This is a genomic window from Roseibium sp. (genome assembly GCF_051016195.1).
GTDB lineage: Bacteria > Pseudomonadota > Alphaproteobacteria > Rhizobiales > Stappiaceae > Roseibium.
Genome location: NZ_CP134616.1, coordinates 1,751,844 through 1,766,986, shown reverse-complemented (window position 1 = coordinate 1,766,986; position 15,143 = coordinate 1,751,844). Strand labels below are relative to the sequence as shown.

Annotated in this window: 12 protein-coding genes and 1 tRNA gene; 7 read left to right on the top strand and 6 right to left on the bottom strand. The window is 59.3% G+C overall.

Going from position 1 to position 15,143, the window contains the following annotated elements:
- Positions 1–22: 22 nt before the first annotated feature.
- Positions 23–2,299 carry a mechanosensitive ion channel domain-containing protein gene (locus RDA78_RS08140; RefSeq protein ID WP_434054824.1) on the bottom strand — a complete coding sequence of 759 codons (2,277 nt, stop codon included), beginning with the start codon at positions 2,297–2,299 and terminating at the stop codon, positions 23–25.
- On the bottom strand, positions 2,296–3,414 hold the full coding sequence (locus RDA78_RS08135) for a 2Fe-2S iron-sulfur cluster-binding protein (RefSeq protein WP_434054823.1): 1,119 nt from the start codon (positions 3,412–3,414) through the stop codon (positions 2,296–2,298). Before RDA78_RS08135 ends, RDA78_RS08140 begins: the two co-directional genes overlap by 4 nt.
- A gap of 393 nt (positions 3,415–3,807) precedes the next feature.
- Here RDA78_RS08135 and RDA78_RS08130 point away from each other — a divergent pair, with 393 nt between their 5' ends.
- Positions 3,808–4,491, top strand: a complete 684-nt coding sequence (locus RDA78_RS08130; protein WP_434054822.1) for a peptidoglycan-binding domain-containing protein — start codon at positions 3,808–3,810, stop codon at positions 4,489–4,491.
- 52 nt (positions 4,492–4,543) lie between these two features.
- Here RDA78_RS08130 and rrtA read toward each other — a convergent pair whose 3' ends face one another.
- Positions 4,544–5,197, bottom strand: a complete 654-nt coding sequence (gene rrtA, locus RDA78_RS08125) for a rhombosortase (RefSeq protein WP_434054821.1) — start codon at positions 5,195–5,197, stop codon at positions 4,544–4,546.
- Positions 5,197–7,326, bottom strand: coding sequence for a VIT and vWA domain-containing protein (locus RDA78_RS08120; protein ID WP_434054820.1), 2,130 nt, complete (start codon positions 7,324–7,326; stop codon positions 5,197–5,199). Before RDA78_RS08120 ends, rrtA begins: the two co-directional genes overlap by 1 nt.
- 138 nt (positions 7,327–7,464) lie before the next feature.
- Here RDA78_RS08120 and RDA78_RS08115 point away from each other — a divergent pair, with 138 nt between their 5' ends.
- Complete coding sequence (locus tag RDA78_RS08115; protein ID WP_434054819.1) at positions 7,465–8,079, top strand: TetR/AcrR family transcriptional regulator; 615 nt, start codon at positions 7,465–7,467, stop codon at positions 8,077–8,079.
- 140 nt (positions 8,080–8,219) lie between these two features.
- Here the strand turns inward: RDA78_RS08115 and RDA78_RS08110 are convergent.
- Positions 8,220–8,304: transfer RNA gene (locus tag RDA78_RS08110), tRNA-Leu, on the bottom strand.
- A gap of 213 nt (positions 8,305–8,517) precedes the next feature.
- Between RDA78_RS08110 and RDA78_RS08105 the strand changes: the two genes are divergently transcribed.
- On the top strand, positions 8,518–10,083 hold the full coding sequence (locus RDA78_RS08105; protein WP_434054818.1) for a CHAD domain-containing protein: 1,566 nt from the start codon (positions 8,518–8,520) through the stop codon (positions 10,081–10,083).
- Between the two features lie 220 nt (positions 10,084–10,303).
- Here RDA78_RS08105 and RDA78_RS08100 read toward each other — a convergent pair whose 3' ends face one another.
- Entirely contained in the window at positions 10,304–11,209 is a 906-nt protein-coding gene (locus RDA78_RS08100; protein WP_434054817.1) for a LysR family transcriptional regulator, read from the bottom strand.
- A gap of 46 nt (positions 11,210–11,255) precedes the next feature.
- Between RDA78_RS08100 and RDA78_RS08095 the strand changes: the two genes are divergently transcribed.
- The 4 genes from RDA78_RS08095 to RDA78_RS08080 all read left to right on the top strand — a co-directional run bounded on the left by RDA78_RS08095 (position 11,256) and on the right by RDA78_RS08080 (position 15,091).
- On the top strand, positions 11,256–11,522 hold the full coding sequence (locus RDA78_RS08095; RefSeq protein ID WP_434054816.1) for a DUF1127 domain-containing protein: 267 nt from the start codon (positions 11,256–11,258) through the stop codon (positions 11,520–11,522).
- A 63-nt stretch (positions 11,523–11,585) separates the two neighbouring features.
- A complete protein-coding gene (locus tag RDA78_RS08090) occupies positions 11,586–12,827 on the top strand; it encodes an MFS transporter (protein ID WP_434054815.1) in 1,242 nt (413 codons plus the stop codon).
- 276 nt (positions 12,828–13,103) lie between these two features.
- Complete coding sequence (locus RDA78_RS08085) at positions 13,104–13,382, top strand: hypothetical protein (protein ID WP_434054814.1); 279 nt, start codon at positions 13,104–13,106, stop codon at positions 13,380–13,382.
- A gap of 137 nt (positions 13,383–13,519) precedes the next feature.
- Positions 13,520–15,091: a winged helix-turn-helix domain-containing tetratricopeptide repeat protein gene (locus tag RDA78_RS08080; RefSeq protein WP_434054813.1), complete on the top strand. Its 1,572-nt coding sequence runs from the start codon at positions 13,520–13,522 to the stop codon at positions 15,089–15,091.
- Positions 15,092–15,143 lie beyond the last annotated feature (52 nt).

Here is a 15,143-nt window from a genome sequence, read left to right as displayed (position 1 = left end):
GGTCTCAAGTGCCGCAAGACGGTCAGCCCGGCGCCGGCTCCACGTTCTGCTCGATCGCATCCATGGCTGCAGCGGTGGCCTTTTCCTTGGTTTCCTCGTCAAGCTCGTCCGCTCCGATGACTTCGACCTTGACGTTCCGCTGAGCGAAGTTGATGCCTGCCTTTTCGAACTCGTCGCGGATGCGCTGGTAGGCATCGCGCCGGATGGTCCACTGGCCGCCAGGTTTTGTCATGAACTTGACGCCGACAACCATGTTGAACTCCTCCATGCGCCGGACACCCTGAAACTTCAGAGGCTGGAGGAAGTTGCCGCCGTAGTCCGGGTTTTCCTGCAGTTCCGCATCGATGTTCTTGACGATTTTCTTGGCAAGTTTTAGATCCGTGTCAAAGGGAACCCGGAACTCCAGCTTCATCATCACCCAGTCGCGGCTGTAATTGGTCAGCGACTTCAGTTCGCCGAAGGGAATCGTGTGTACCGCCCCCCGGTGATGGCGCAGTTGCAGGGACCGGATCGACATCGATTCCACGGTGCCGCGAATGTCCCCCATTTCAATGTACTCACCGACCCGGAAGGCATCGTCAATCAGGAAGAAGACACCGGAGACGATGTCCCGCACCAGCGCCTGGGCCCCGAAGCCGACGGCAAGGCCGACGACGCCGGCGCCCGCAAGCAGCGGAGTGATGTTGATGCCCATGGACGACAGACCAATCAGCGCCACCATCACCAGGATGGTCACCAGGACGACCTTCTTGATCAGGGGCAACAAGGTCGCCATGCGCGCTTCCGGACCGGGCGCCATGCCGGGCACGAGTTTGGGCATGCTCGCCATGCGCCGGTCGATTGCGGTCTTGGTCGCCGTCCAGATGAGATCACCGATCAGGAAGGCGACCATGACATCGATGAGAACCCGTACGATCTGTGCCGGAGCCGAGTTGGCCGCGGACATGTTCCAGGGCTGCACGCCCCAGAACAGGCCGATGCAGACGACTGCGGACACAACGACGACAAAACGTCCCAGCCGCACGGCCACCGGCAGGTAGACGCCGTGCATCGCCTCCGCATTGGTGATCGCGTCCTGCACTTCGTCCCCGGGTGCTTCGGCCTCTGAACCGGCTTCCGGTTCAATAGCAACTTCCGTTCCGGTTTCTGCTTCTGTTTCCGTGGATTCGCTGCCGGCGCCGTCTTCGTCCAGACTGGCTTCGGCCCGGCTCTCGTCGAACGCCTGTTCGATCGTCTTGCGCACCATGCGTTCGGTGGGAATCAGCAACGCAACCACGGCCAGCGTCCCGGCGGCACTGTAGGCCCCGATCAGCCAGAGAATGAAAAGCATGAAAAGCGTCAGAGAGCCGATGACAGGCATCACGATCGACTGGCGTTTCGGCTCGCTGCGCGCGTGCATCAGCCAAAGCAGCAGGATCGCCAGGATCATCGTGATCGCCGCGGCAATGATATCGATCGTGAGACCGACCGGCTCGTCGGCTCCAAGAACCACGATTGTTTCGGCCAGGCCGTGCCCGAACAGCATCACTGCGGATGCCAGCATGACGCCGAGATAAAGGCCCCTCGCGTCCTGCCTCGACAGCGGCACCAGGCGCAGGGCCTCGATGCGCGGAGCCAGAGCGAACAGCGCCAGCGCGGACACCACCCGCAACATCACGAGCGCGAACAGGAGTTCCAGAACAAACTCCTCGGCATTGGGCGGCCAGTCGAAAATGACGAAAGTGCCGATCGTGCCGAGCGAAAAGAAGACGGCCCCTCCGGCAACGAGCGCCAGACGCGTCAGCGCCGAGCGGACCTTGTCGATATACCGGTTCGAACGCGTCAGTTCGACGCGCCTTCGAAAGTATCCGGCATAGCGCCAGTAGAGCCATTCAAGCCCGACACCGACAAACACGAAGATGATGAGGAGAACGACGAAATTCAGCTGTTCCCTGGGTGTCAGTCCCTGCTGCCAGGTCGTGGAAACAATGGATGGGAGACTCGGGAAAAGAGCGAGAGCCGTTCCGACTTCCTGGACCCGCGCCTGGATCTGGATCAGACCCAGTTCGACACTTTCCCGGAATGTCAGGTTGGCGGGGGCACCGTCCTCGCCAAGCCCGGCGGCACGTTGCTGCAGCCAGTTGACGACCGTAGGATCCGCCAGCAGCCTCGCCAGTTCCTTGATATCGTTCGGCGATGGTTCCGCCGGTGTTTCCGTCGTCTCCGAAGACCCCGCTCCCGGGAGCATCATCTGGGCGGAAAGAGGCGTCGCCGCGTTCAGGAACCCCAGCAAAATCAGCGTGGCGAGGAACCTGATCATGCCGCACCCTCGCTCTGCGAAACCGGCGCTGGATCACGCTTGGAATGATCTTCAGTCCGCAGCAGGTCCTGGTACTCGACGGGGGAGATCGTCGGATCAAACACGCGCTCAACCGTGACGGGACCACCGGTCGGCATGGCCTGGCAGGCCAGCCTGACGCCATCAGGAAGCGACCGGCGTGTGATCGTCTCGGCTTCGGTGCGGCCGGGAGGCGCGAGATTCTCATGCCCCTCCAGAACATGGACGGCACACGAACCGCAGCGCCCTCTTGCTCCGCAAAGCGCAGCATGGGCGGTATCCATCGATTGCGCGGTTTCAAGCAGGCTCACCCCGGCTGAGCGTTCGATGGTCGGGCCGTCTCTGTAGGTGACCGAGATCTTCGGCCGCTTGCCCCACAGTCGGATTGCGCGGGCCACGAGGATGACCGCGACGAGAACTGCGTACCACCACAGCACGTGGCTTTGAATCTGGTTCAGCGTTTCACCGACGGAGCCGTAGGCGGCCGCGGCTTCCCGGACCGGCGCCATGAAGTCGGGGTCGCCACTGTTGGCAATCAGGATCTTGCCGGATTCGACAAATCCGAGCAGTGCGACGACCGGTACGATGACGGCAAACGGATAGGAAACGGTGGCATACCGGCCCCACCATCTCTGGACCTGCATCCACAGAAACAGGCCGTAGCAGGCATGAACCCAGATGACGATCAGGGCGATGACCTGCTGAATTCCCAGATGCGGAACGAACATCCAGTAGACGGCCAGAACCCATTTGAAATCCGGATGGGCGCCGGTCATTGCTGGTCCGACGACCGTGCCCATGATGTGCGGCAGAAGCAGAGGAACGATCGCGAGTCCGAGGGCGGCCTGACCTGCATCCGCCCAGTTGGAAAAGAGACTGTTGCGCCAGAAGACCGTCCAGAGACCAAGGCCGGCGTGAACGAAGAAACTCAGGATCAGGATCGGACCGCCGACCGGATTTCCGAAAGGCCCCATCAGGATCCGTCCGGCGGCTTCCATCGCCGCGATCGAGTAAAGCCCGAATGCGAGCGTAAGCAAATGACCCGTCACGAACACGAACAAAACCAGTCCGCTCGCGATCCGTAGTCTGCTGATCATGTTTTCGTTCCGCCCTGACGTTTTGCCCCTGATCTGTTCCGCACACTTGCTCGCCCGTTCATGGCAAAAGCACCGTTGCCGGAAAGACCCTCCTCACTTGCTATCGTTAGCGTATTGCGGCTCCCGGCTCCAATAAATTGATCGGGTTATGCACGACGCCAACTTGCAGCTGCAACACATCTACATGCGCAACTTCTTGCAAAGATGAGGATCAGGACCGCTTCGCGTGCACGGGCGGCCCGCCGGATACGCTTTATCGGCGGTCCTCGCTTGAAAACATCCCAATCGGCCATTTCGTGATGACGGTCACTCACAAAAGATACAATCCTGAATAGAGTTCAGCCACGGGAGAAAACCAAAACTGGCACAAGTCATATTTTGAGGATTTTCATTATGCTTCAGACCGTTCGAAATGGATCCCGCAGTGTAGACGTTGCCTTGCTGCAGGCGCTCTTGAACAAGGCACGCGCCACGCCGCAGCTGACTGTAGACGGGATATTCGGCAGAAACACCGAAAACGCGTTGCGCTCTTATCAGACAAGCAACCCCACCTTGCGCACCGATGGCGTCGCCGGACCGCTCACGTGGGGCACGTTCCCGAGGATACGCGAAATCCGCCACAATACGACTTTGCGCGCGCAGGCGGGAACCATGGGGTGCTGGTCCGCCGCCGCCGGCATGGTCTCCGGCGCCCAGATGTCACACGGGGCGGGCGGTGCAGCAACCGGCACAAGAGGCGGATTGAGCCCCGACCTTAACAACGTCGACACATTCGCACGAAGTCTCGGCTGGCGCATTCACAACAACCAGTCGGTGCCTCCGGCGACGATGATCGCCGATGCGATGGCGCGCAACCCGGTCTGGATCGGCCTGGAAAACCAGGCCTCCAAACACGCTGTGGTGTTTTCCAAACTGCTGACCGACGGCACCGACGAAGGCACCGCCTTCGAGGTTCAGGACCCGTGGCCCGTGGGCCGGGGCACGACCTATTTCAGCGGATATGCGGGCGGCCGGCTCACGCTGCGATCCGTCGCGCACCGACCTCAGGTCATGATCGTCTACGTGGTCGGTCCGTGACAGCAAGCGAAAGCCGGCGAATTGTCCAGCCGCAGGGTTGCATCCTTTGGCCTTACGGGATCGGTGTGCTGCCGCGTATGTCCCGACGCGCCGGTCCCGGTCTCGAAAGCATCTTTTCAAACAGTCCATATACGAGAAGAAGCATGCCCGCGGCGATGCCGGTGAGGTGCGCACCGAGATGTGGTGGCCATTCGAGGCTGCTTGAAAAGATCGGGCCGAACACGGCTTCATACCCGGTCTTTGCAAAGAGGAGACCGAGACCGGCAAGCCATAATCTGCTGCGGGTCTCGCGCCACATCGCAATCATTGTGGCTACGTACAAGGCGTTCAGGATTGCCGACAAGCCGCAATAGTACTGCGTCATCGGATCACCAAGAAACAGGACGGCCGATATCAGACCGCCGGAAACAACGAAGCATCCCAACAAGAGCCTCAATGCACCACCGTGCGGGGAGGTTTCGTAGAGAATGCCGAGCGCGATCAGGGCTCCGACATTCATGAGCAGATGCTTCTGGTCCAGGTGTACGAAATGGCCCGTCGCCAGACGCCAGAATTCTCCGCTTTCAATCAGCTCCCGATTATAGATGAAGGCTTCGGGTTTTCCGCCGAAGACGGCAAACAAACCCAGGCTCACCAGGGCCACGGCAACGGAAACCCATGGCAGCCTTGGACCGCCATGGGAGAGAGTGGAAAGGCCTCTGGTCATCATGCGTTCCGGCGACGCATATTGAGGCCGAAGGTCAATGCCGAGAGCGCCAGAAACAGCCCCAGGATGCCCAGTGATCCGGAGCCACCACCGCCACCCGAGTGGCTTGGCTGGTTGCCCTTGAACATCGGCTTCGTCGTATCAACACGGGTCGACCGCACCGGCTTTGCCTTCCGGTCCTTTTGGGCGGCCTGTTCGGTGGCAAGACGCTTTTTGTTGGTCTGGTCGATCGCAAGTTCCTCAAACCGCGCTTCCTGGACGATCAGCATCGATGTGTAGGGTGACAGAATGCCGTATTCCTTCGATGTGTCGACAATGGACGTTTTGAGGTCCGGATCCGGGCCAAGAAGCGCCATGGTCTGCAGGTCATGTTCAATCTGCGCATAGCCCCACAGGCGTTCGATTTCAGGGTTGCGTTCAGCTGTTTCGGGAAAGGTGAAGCTGGTTTCGTAGCTGACAGGCGTGCCGGATATTTCACCGGAAAGCTTGAGTGAAGCCTCACCATTTCCCCAGTAATGACCATACAGGACCAGTTGCTCACCGCGATAGAGCGATGGATTGTTGCGCCGCCTGATATCGTTGACACGCAGGGATCCGTCCTTCTGTGTCAGGTCCAGCGTCAAACCATGGAGTGCTTCGTGCGTGACCTTTGACGTTGCCTGCAGAAGCGTGCCGACAATGTCATCGGAGTTCGACACACTGACGGCGAAGCCGCCTGAAGCATCCGTCATCGGCCGGAGAAGGGGTGTATTAGCGCTGTTCCCCATGATCGCGGTGAACAGACGGACATCTTTTTGCTGTGTCAGTTCCAGGAATTTCCTGGTCTCCGTAATGCCCACATTCGCAACACCGTCGGTCACGAGGACGATGGCGCTTGTGCGGTCGGAGTCGAGCACGTCAAGGCCGCGCTTCAGTCCGGCATAAAGGTTGGTGCCGCCTTCCGCGTGAACGCTGCGAAGATCATTCAGCGCCTGTTTGACCATGTCGGGCGATGTCGGGATGAAGCCGTTCGTAAGCTCGCTTGCTCCGTCATTGAAAAAGATGATGCGGAAGCGGTCTTCTGGCCCGAGTTTGCCGAGCGCCTTCGCCACGCCTTCACCCAAGGTTGCGATCTTGCCTCCCATAGACCCGGACCGATCCAGGACGAAAACCCAGTCGCGCCCTTCGGTAATGGGCTGCAGATCCATGCCCGGCGTTAGCGTCAACATGAACGTCCCGCGTCCGGACGGGTCCGCCTTGTAGGGCACAAGGTCGACGCGCGCCGGCTGATCCTGCGCTTGCCGCCAGTAGACGACGATGTCCTGATCCAGAGTTACAGGGGTTTGGATTGCCGTTGCTTCGCCCTCGCTCAGGCCGTTCCCATCGGCCGTGTGCGCGTTCTGCAGACTTAAATCGGCCTCCCTCCCCGGACCGTCCGCCAGGTCGGTGTTGGTCATGTGGATGCGCCAGCTGCCATCCTGCTCCTGGGAAGTTTGAGCGCCCGGGTGCTTGGGCAGGCGAACGGCCTCGACCGGATAATCCGTCCGCAGATGCAGGTCAAAACTGAACGTTCCCGTCACGGTTTGCTTGGCGGTCCAGAAAGCAAGCTTTTCTTCGTCGACACCGCCTTCCTCGAGCGGATAGAGGTATCTCCCAATGCCCGTGTCGAGTTTTGCGGGCTGGATATAGGTGAACCGGATATCGACATCGTCGTTGCCGCGGACCGGCCAGACACTGATGTCGAAGGTCTTGTAGTCATCCTGCTCCGCCAGTCCCGTGTTCCGGCCCGCCTGTTTCTCGCTTTCATAGATCCGGCGCGCTTTTTCCTTCTCGACGACCTCGGCCGTTACCGGCTTGCCGTCGATCCAGTATGTGAACTCCGAAACCGCGGCCTTGTGCGGAACTGGAAACGAATAAGTCGCTTCCATGTCGCCCGCGTGCGGATTGCTGAAGGTTTGATTGACCGTGGTCATGACGTAACCGTCTTCCACGACCACGCTGACCTTGTGATCGAGAAGATCCAGCGACTGCGATTGATCTGATGGCGTGAGCAGGCCAACAGCATTGGCCGGTGCGACAGCCGAGACGCTCAAACAGAGCCCCGCAGCAAGTGACGTCGCAACACACCAGTCTCTTGAGATCCGAACCATGATGAATGCTCCCATTCGTTTGGATTTGAAGTAAGGATGCTGTTATTGATCAATGCTCATTTAATTAAATTGATCGCTGATCAATTTCAAGCTAAAATGTGAACTCTGTTCATTTTTGTTGTTTTTTTGGAGAAATGCATGGCCCGCCGGTCCGATCACACACGGAAAGAACTGTGGCGGCTTGCCATCGACGCGTCAAAAAAGATTGTTGAAAAAGAGGGTCTTAGAGGCCTTCGTGCCCGGCAGATTGCGCGCGACATCGGGTATACGATCGGAACCTTGTACAATTTGTTCGAGGATCTCGACGACCTCATCATGCATATGAATGGGGAAACCCTGGATCAGCTTTTGGAGGAATGCTCGAATGTCGAACTCACGCAAGACCCGAACAGGGATCTGGAACTGCTGGTGCAATGCTACCTGACCTTCACACATGAAAACGCAAAGCTCTGGAACGCGGTTTTTGAACACAAGTTGCCTGAGGACCGGCCGGTACCCGAGTGGTTTTCGCAGAAGGTGTCCAACCTTCTTCAAATGATCGAGCGCGCGCTGGCGCCCATATTGACGGGACGCAGCGATGCCGAAATCCATCAACATGCGCGCATTTTGTGGATGAGCCTGTTCGGCATGACGGTCCTGGAAGGTTCAGGCCGGCTACAGGAAGGCGAGACATCGTTGATGCTCGCCAGGACGTTGATCAGGACCTATGTCGACGGCCTGAAAAACGGACCGCAAGGTGAGACGAGCGATTGAACGAAGGATCAGGACGAAAATCCAAATGCACGTTCAATGAACGCAAAGCGCCTCAACGCTGCAAGATGCGGGCGGAAGCTGCAAGCCAGATGGTTCGTAGAGCTGAAATTCATTGTGAAACAATAACGTAGTCAGCATGATGGTGCCCCCCGCCGGAATCGAACCGGCACTCCCTAAGGAACGGGATTTTGAATCCCGCGCGTCTACCAGTTCCGCCAGAGGGGCAACTGACACCGGAGAGGGTGCCTATCATGGGCCAAGTGCCGATGCAAGCGCTTGCTCGGCCAGTCAAACGGGAATGCGGCAATCCGCAATGATATCTCCGCGATCGCGCAACAGGATGGCCGATACGGTTTCCGATATCGTTAGCCTGCTAAGAAAAGCGCAAATTGTGCGGCTTTTCTGGACAAGTGTTTTTGCCTTGGATAGAACGGTCGCATGAGCAAATCAGGACGTGAAATCGAGCTCAAGCTCGAACTGGATCAATCCGCCCAGGACACTTTGAAGCGCATGGGCGCCATTGACGGTTTCACAGCCGGCCGCGCGGTCACCAAGACCTTGCAATCGATCTATTTCGACACCCCTGACCAGGTGCTGCGCAAGGCGAAGATTTCGCTTCGCGTCAGGAAATCCGGACGCAGCTGGGTCCAGACCGTCAAGATCGGCACCGGTGTCGTTGCGGGACTGTCCTCTCCCGTCGAAGCGGAACACCCGGTCAAGGGCCGAGCGCTCGATTTTTCGGTGATCGAAGACCCGGAAGTTGCGAAAGTCCTGTCGAAAGCTGTCGGCACTATGCCCTTGAGCGAATGCTTCGAGACCGTGATGAAGCGTACGACGCGTGAACTGACGCGCCAGCAGGACGGTGCCCGGATCGAGCTGGCATTCGACACGGGAAACATCCTCGCAGGTGACGGCAGCCAGCCGCTGACCGAACTCGAGATGGAGCTGCTTGAAGGTCCGGGCCAGGCGATTTTTGACGCGGCCAGGGGACTGCTCAAAGACGCACCGTTCCGGTTCTCTCCCTACAGCAAGGCCGAGCGGGGCTACCGGTTTGCGGAAGGGCGGCAACCGGAAACACCGGAGCCCTGTTTTGCCGAAAAGATCAGTTTCACGCCAGGCACCAGCGTGGAATTGGCATTTCGGGACGTACTCCGGTCCTGCCTGAAGCAGATTTCGGAGAACCGCGTTGTCGTCATCGGGTCCCGGGACCCGGAAGGGCCGCATCAGCTGCGCGTCGGATTGCGGCGCTTGCGGAGCGCGTTCCGGTTGTTCCGGCCTGCCCTGAACCAGGCGACGGTTGCACCGCTTGACCGGATGGCAAGAACGATCGCGGGCGAAGCGGGCTCGATGCGCGATCTGGACGTGCTAATTGATGAAATCGTGGCGCCGCTCGCGGACAAGACACCCGAAAGCCTCTCCCTTGATGTCCTCCTGGAAAAACTGAGCGCCTCACGCGGCGAAGACACGCGCGGCGCCGTCGTTACGCATCTGAAGTCTGCCGAAGTGAACGCCTTCCTTCTGGACCTTGCGGCCTATACGGAAGGCCGCGGCTGGCTCGATCCGGAAAACTTCGACCAGACCACGCTGCTGGCACAGCCGATCGAGACCTATTCGTCAAAAGCGCTCGCCCGGCAATGGAAAAAGGTGCTCCGTTACGGCAAGCGGCTGGAAGAACTCACGATTCCCGAGCGGCATGAGATGCGCAAGGCGATGAAGAAGATGCGCTACGGCATTGAGTTCTACAATTCTCTCTACCCGGCGGACACCGTGAAGCCCTTCCTGAAGCGGATGAAGAAACTTCAGGATATTTTTGGCTATCTCAACGACGTGGCCATGGCCGAAACCCTGCCGGATAAGGTCAGCGCCGGCGGCAAGGACGCGGTCGCCGTCGGCCAGGCCATCGGCTTCGTGATCGGCTGGCACGAATCCCAGTGCCAGACCATGTGGCAGCACGCGAAAGGCTATTGGGAGGCCACCCGGGAAACTCCGCGTTTCTGGCTCTAGTCACCTGAATCTGAAGTTCGACTCATTTTGTAGCGGTCTTCGAACGAACTTCAGATTCAAGAAGGTGACTAGCAAGTCTATGTTTCTAGTGCGGTTTACGAATTTGAAGTTCGCTTCGGAGTCTGCAGAAGCAATGATGCGAACTTCAAATTCACCGCACTAGCCACCAGCCAATGGCAGTGGAACGTTCCTGGTTCCGGACTTGTGATCTTCGGCACGGTCAGGCGTTCGCGATCGACACGAGCGTCTCGCGCAGCCACTTGTGTTTCGGATCCCGTGTCATGCGGGGATGCCAGCTTGCGACGATTTCGAGATGCGGCAGGTCCAGGGGTGTCCTGACGCGGGAAAAACCGTGGTCGAACGCCGCGGCGATCCGGACCGGAACAAAGGCAAGCATCGGCCGCGATTTCATGAGCTGCAGCAGCATCGCGAACCCCGGCACGGCAAGCACCATGTTCCTCTTCCGGCCCACCGCTTCCAGAGCGTCGTCGATCGGCCCGTGAAAACTGCCCCCGGTCGGATCGACAAAACCGTGTTCGCGTTCACAGAAACGGTCAAGGGAGATGTCGTCACCGTCCGCGATATCTGCGTAGCTGGAAAGGCAGACGAAGTCGTCCCTGTAAAGGAAACGCGCCGGCAGATCGGGCACTGTCAGCTCGCGGTCACTGAGGATCAGATCGATCTCTCCGCTTTCCAGCTGCCGCGCGATCCCTTCTGCAGGTCGGGGAAGGACCGAGACCCGGGCCCTGGGCGCTGTCTGCAGAACGCTTTCGGCAAAAGTGTCCAGGATCGTATGCAGCAGATAGTCACTGCCGCAGACCCTGACCGTGAACGCGGAACTGGCAGGATCAAAGTCGTCCGGCGAAAGAAGCAGGCCTATGTCATCCAGAAGATCCGCGACCCGTGGGGCAATGGCGTCGGCCCTGGGCGTCGGCACAATACCGTGCGACGTCCGCACGAAAAGGTCGTCATCAAAGGTGTCCCGCAGCCGTTTGAGCATCCCGGACACGGTCGGTTGCGTGAGGGCAATCCTGGATGCTGCCCGCGTGACGCTGCGCTCCTTGTAAAGCGCATCAAATGCGACAAGCAGATTGAGATCGACACTTCTGATATTGATGTTTCGCATATCACTTATTCAATAATACACTTTGCTCAATAACAAGCAGACGGCAATGATCACTCTGTCCCGCGAATTCTGGTGGCGGAGAAAGATGACGAAAGGGTCGCAAATTCATCCGGTGTGGCAAGCAGCCGGGCAAAGAACACGGTTGTCGCCTTGGCTGGAACACTTCCTGGTATGGCGGAAAATGCGGCGCGACCGCCTGGAACTGGCTTCACTCGGGGACGCGGTGCTCAAGGATCTGGCGATCGATCGCAGCGAGATCCCGTCCATCATTCATGCCAAGGGAAACGAGCGCAGGCGCAGGCATGGTGACTGAAGCACGCCAGCAACCGATCGACCCCACGCCCGTTGACATTCAGCAACACCTCGGAGAATTGATATGTCCGCACTGTCCCGTCCGGCTGCCCGATTTCACGTCGATCCGCGTTTCGTCCTCTTCATCGGGGCGCTGATCGCACTCGTGGCCCTGGGGATGCGGCACTCCTTTGGACTGTTTCTCGGTCCGGTGACCGGCAGTCTTCCCGCCGTCGACCGGGAAACCTTCGGGTTCGCCATCGCCTTGCAGAACCTTATGTGGGGACTGGCGCAACCGTTCGCCGGCATGATCGCGGACCGGTTCGGCAGCGCACGCGTGATTTTTGCCGGCGGCCTGCTCTATGCCGGAGGGCTGCTCTGCGCGTCAGCCGCGTCGACATCTCTTGGACTTGTGCTTGGATTTGGCGTGCTGGTCGGCATCGGTTTGAGCGCCACCAGCTATGCGGTCGTGTTGGGAGCGGTCGGACGGCGGTTTCCACCCGAGCGCCGCAGCTCGGCCCTTGGCATTGCCTCGCTTGGCGGGTCCTTGGGCATCTTCCTTTCCGTTCCGCTCACCTTGAGCCTGATCGACGCATTCACCTGGCCTCTGGCGCTCGTCAGTCTCGCTTTTGTTGCAGCTATCATCTGCATTCTCGCACCGGTCCTGAGCGGTCGATCGGTCGACCCCGGTACTGATCAGTCTCTGCGCTCCGCGCTTTCCGAAGCCCTGACGCACCGTGGGTTCGTATTGCTCGTGCTCGGCTTTTTCGTGTGCGGGTTCCAGCTCGCCTTCATCGGCACGCACCTGCCCGCCTATCTCCTGGACCGGCAGCTCCCGGCTTGGGTAGGAGGCGCCGCGCTCGCAACCATCGGCGCCACGAATATAGCCGGAACGTTCATCTGCGGCCTTCTCGGCGATCACCTCAGCAAGAAGAAGATCCTGGTTGTTCTCTACCTGGCGCGCGCGGCGGCCGTCGCCCTGTTCGTCATGTTCCCGCCGTCGGATATTTCGACTCTCGTCTTTGCCGCGGTGATGGGCTTCACCTGGCTCGGAACCGTTCCCCTGACGACGGGCATCGTCGCTCAGATCTTCGGCGGCCGGTATCTGGCAACCCTTGTCGGGATCGTTTTCCTGATGCACCAGACCGGCAGCTTTCTCGGCGCCTGGATCGGCGGGCTCGTATTCGAGCAAACCGGCAGTTACGACATCATGTGGTGGAGTGTCGTCGCATCCGGTGTCCTGGCGGCGCTTGTGCATCTTCCGATCAACGAGCGCCCTCTGGCGGGAAAAGACCGCGTCTTGGGGAACGCATTGAGCAATGCCTGACCGGTCGCGGACGTTGTGGAGTGTGGTGTGCGTGACTGTCCTGGCAGTGCTCTGCCTTTTATGGTTCGTGTCCGCTGACGCCCACCAGAGGGTTTTTCTGGACCTGGCGGTCATCCGGTTCATCTGTCTCCAGGCGTTTCCAGACGTCCTGGCGCAGCAATTCTCAACCCCAATGACAGCGTTTTGGAGACCAGAATTAGTGAACGCAAACATGGAAAAGGCCCGATCCTCCGGCTGTTTCAGGTCAGGATCAGGCAAGGTCACGCGGAGACCCTTATGGAGAAATTCGCCACCACATCGGTCGACGTGGTCAGGCACGAACCCGGCAATACCGGATACTTCTTCGGCCAGGGTCTCGCTTCCGACGAAGGCTATCTCGTGTTTGCCTCGCTCTGGGACAGTCTTGATGCAGTGATACAGAAATTTGGAGATGCGTGGCAGCAATCCTCTCTGCCCGAAGGATACGAGGATCTTATTGAAGAGCATTCGATCCGCCATGTGGATTTGAGCACCGGCTGGGCTGTTTCACCTCAGGAAACGAAAGCCGCGACGTGAGGCGGAGATCCGTGCGAATTTCGGGCGTGGAGCGGCGATACTCATTGGTGTGACGGCAACATCCCGTCGCTTGATGCCTCCTATCTACGCCTCATCTAAGCAATTCTCCCCGTTACGGAAGTTTGCTATGGTGAGCCATGATTTACTGCTTTGCGGATTTCGAGCTCGACACGACGCGCCAGGAGCTCCGGTGCAAGGGTGAGCCGGTCAATGTCGAACCATTGGCTCTCGATCTGCTGAAACTGCTGATCGAAAACCACGACCGCATGGTCTCCAAGGACGAGATTAATTCCGTCCTTTGGAATGACCGCGCCGTTTCCGACGCTGCGCTGTCAACCTGCGTGAAATCGGCCCGGTCCGCCGTGGAAGATTCCGGCGCAAGGCAGGAGAAGATAAAAACCGTGCACGGCCGCGGCCTGCGCTGGGTTGCCGGCTTCGAAAGACTGTCCGAACCGGCGGCACCGGCAACGCCGGCTGATCCTGCTCCGGGAAGCGGCGACCGCCCCTTGGCGGATGCTTCGCAACGTCCGTCCATCGCCGTTTTGAAGTTCGATGCAATCGGAGATGACCCGGTTGCCCGAACACTCGGAGAAGCAATCCCGCACGAACTCATCGCAGCAGTTGCCCGGCTGCGCTGGATTTCGGTCATCGCGCGCGGCTCCTCTTTCCGCTTCGGCTCCCGCGACAGCGATCTGCAGGATATTCGGGCGCAGCTTGGCGTCCGTTACGTCTTGTCGGGCAGCGTCGAGAAATTCATCAACCAGGTCATCATCAATGTCGTGCTTACGGAAACGCTCGACGGCCAGGTAATCTGGGCGGACCGCATCAAGACCTCAATTGAAGAGGTACACGACGTTCGCGAAACCATCATCGCCGAGGTCATCTTTGCGATCGAGGTCCAGATTCCATTGAGCGAAGCCTCAAGGGCACAGCTGCAATCGCCTGACAATATAGACGTCTGGACCACATACCATCTCGGGCTTCAATCGCTCTATCGCTTCGACGCCGCCGAAAACGAGGTCGCCATGGCCATGTTCAAAAAGGCGGTTGCGATGGAGCCGGGGTTCGCCCGCGCCCACGCCGCGCTTTCCTTTGCGCATTTCAAGACCGCCTTCATGAACTATTCGGACAACCGGTCCTTTGCCGTGAATGCGGCCAGAAGAGCCGCGGAACGTGCCATCGAAATCGACCCGATGGATCCGTTCGCGAATTTCAACATGGGCAGGTCTCTCTGGCTAACCGGTGATTTGGACGGGGCGAAAACCTGGCTGAACCGGTCGACCTCGCTCAGCCCGAACTTTGCGCAAGGTCTCTACGCGCGGGCGTGGACGGAGACCCTCACGGGGTCCAGCTCGGACGGCATGCGCCTGGCGGACGAAGCCCGCGGCCTGAGCCCGCTTGATCCGTTGCTCTATGCCATGCTCGGAACGCGGTCGCTGAGCCTCTCGATCGAGGGCCATGACAAGGAGGCCGCGCTCTGGGCGGAACGCGCTGCGCGCGCGCCCGGTGCGCACAGTCTTATTCGCGTGATTGCCATGTTCACCAACGAACTTGCCGGCAACGAAGAGGAAGCGGCGCATTGGGCTGCAAGGGTTCACGCCGAGCAGCAGCCGATCACCCAGGAACACTTCTTCCGCTCCTTTCCGTTTTCTGACCAGGCTGTCCGAAAACGGATCTCCGAAGCATTGACGCGGCGCGGTATCGACTAGTGCGGTGAAGCTGATGTTCGTTCGAAGCCTGCTGAAAAATGAGTCGAACTTC

Excerpts from the sequence above, each read along its gene's own strand:
- RDA78_RS08140 (WP_434054824.1), bottom strand. The coding sequence starts at position 2,299 with ATGATCAGGTTCCTCGCCACGCTGATTTTGCTGGGGTTCCTGAACGCG.
- RDA78_RS08135 (WP_434054823.1), bottom strand. The coding sequence starts at position 3,414 with ATGATCAGCAGACTACGGATCGCGAGCGGACTGGTTTTGTTCGTGTTC.
- RDA78_RS08130 (WP_434054822.1), top strand. The coding sequence starts at position 3,808 with ATGCTTCAGACCGTTCGAAATGGATCCCGCAGTGTAGACGTTGCCTTG.
- rrtA (WP_434054821.1), bottom strand. The coding sequence starts at position 5,197 with ATGACCAGAGGCCTTTCCACTCTCTCCCATGGCGGTCCAAGGCTGCCA.
- RDA78_RS08120 (WP_434054820.1), bottom strand. The coding sequence starts at position 7,326 with ATGGTTCGGATCTCAAGAGACTGGTGTGTTGCGACGTCACTTGCTGCG.
- RDA78_RS08115 (WP_434054819.1), top strand. The coding sequence starts at position 7,465 with ATGGCCCGCCGGTCCGATCACACACGGAAAGAACTGTGGCGGCTTGCC.
- RDA78_RS08105 (WP_434054818.1), top strand. The coding sequence starts at position 8,518 with ATGAGCAAATCAGGACGTGAAATCGAGCTCAAGCTCGAACTGGATCAA.
- RDA78_RS08100 (WP_434054817.1), bottom strand. The coding sequence starts at position 11,209 with ATGCGAAACATCAATATCAGAAGTGTCGATCTCAATCTGCTTGTCGCA.
- RDA78_RS08095 (WP_434054816.1), top strand. The coding sequence starts at position 11,256 with ATGATCACTCTGTCCCGCGAATTCTGGTGGCGGAGAAAGATGACGAAA.
- RDA78_RS08090 (WP_434054815.1), top strand. The coding sequence starts at position 11,586 with ATGTCCGCACTGTCCCGTCCGGCTGCCCGATTTCACGTCGATCCGCGT.
- RDA78_RS08085 (WP_434054814.1), top strand. The coding sequence starts at position 13,104 with ATGGAGAAATTCGCCACCACATCGGTCGACGTGGTCAGGCACGAACCC.
- RDA78_RS08080 (WP_434054813.1), top strand. The coding sequence starts at position 13,520 with ATGATTTACTGCTTTGCGGATTTCGAGCTCGACACGACGCGCCAGGAG.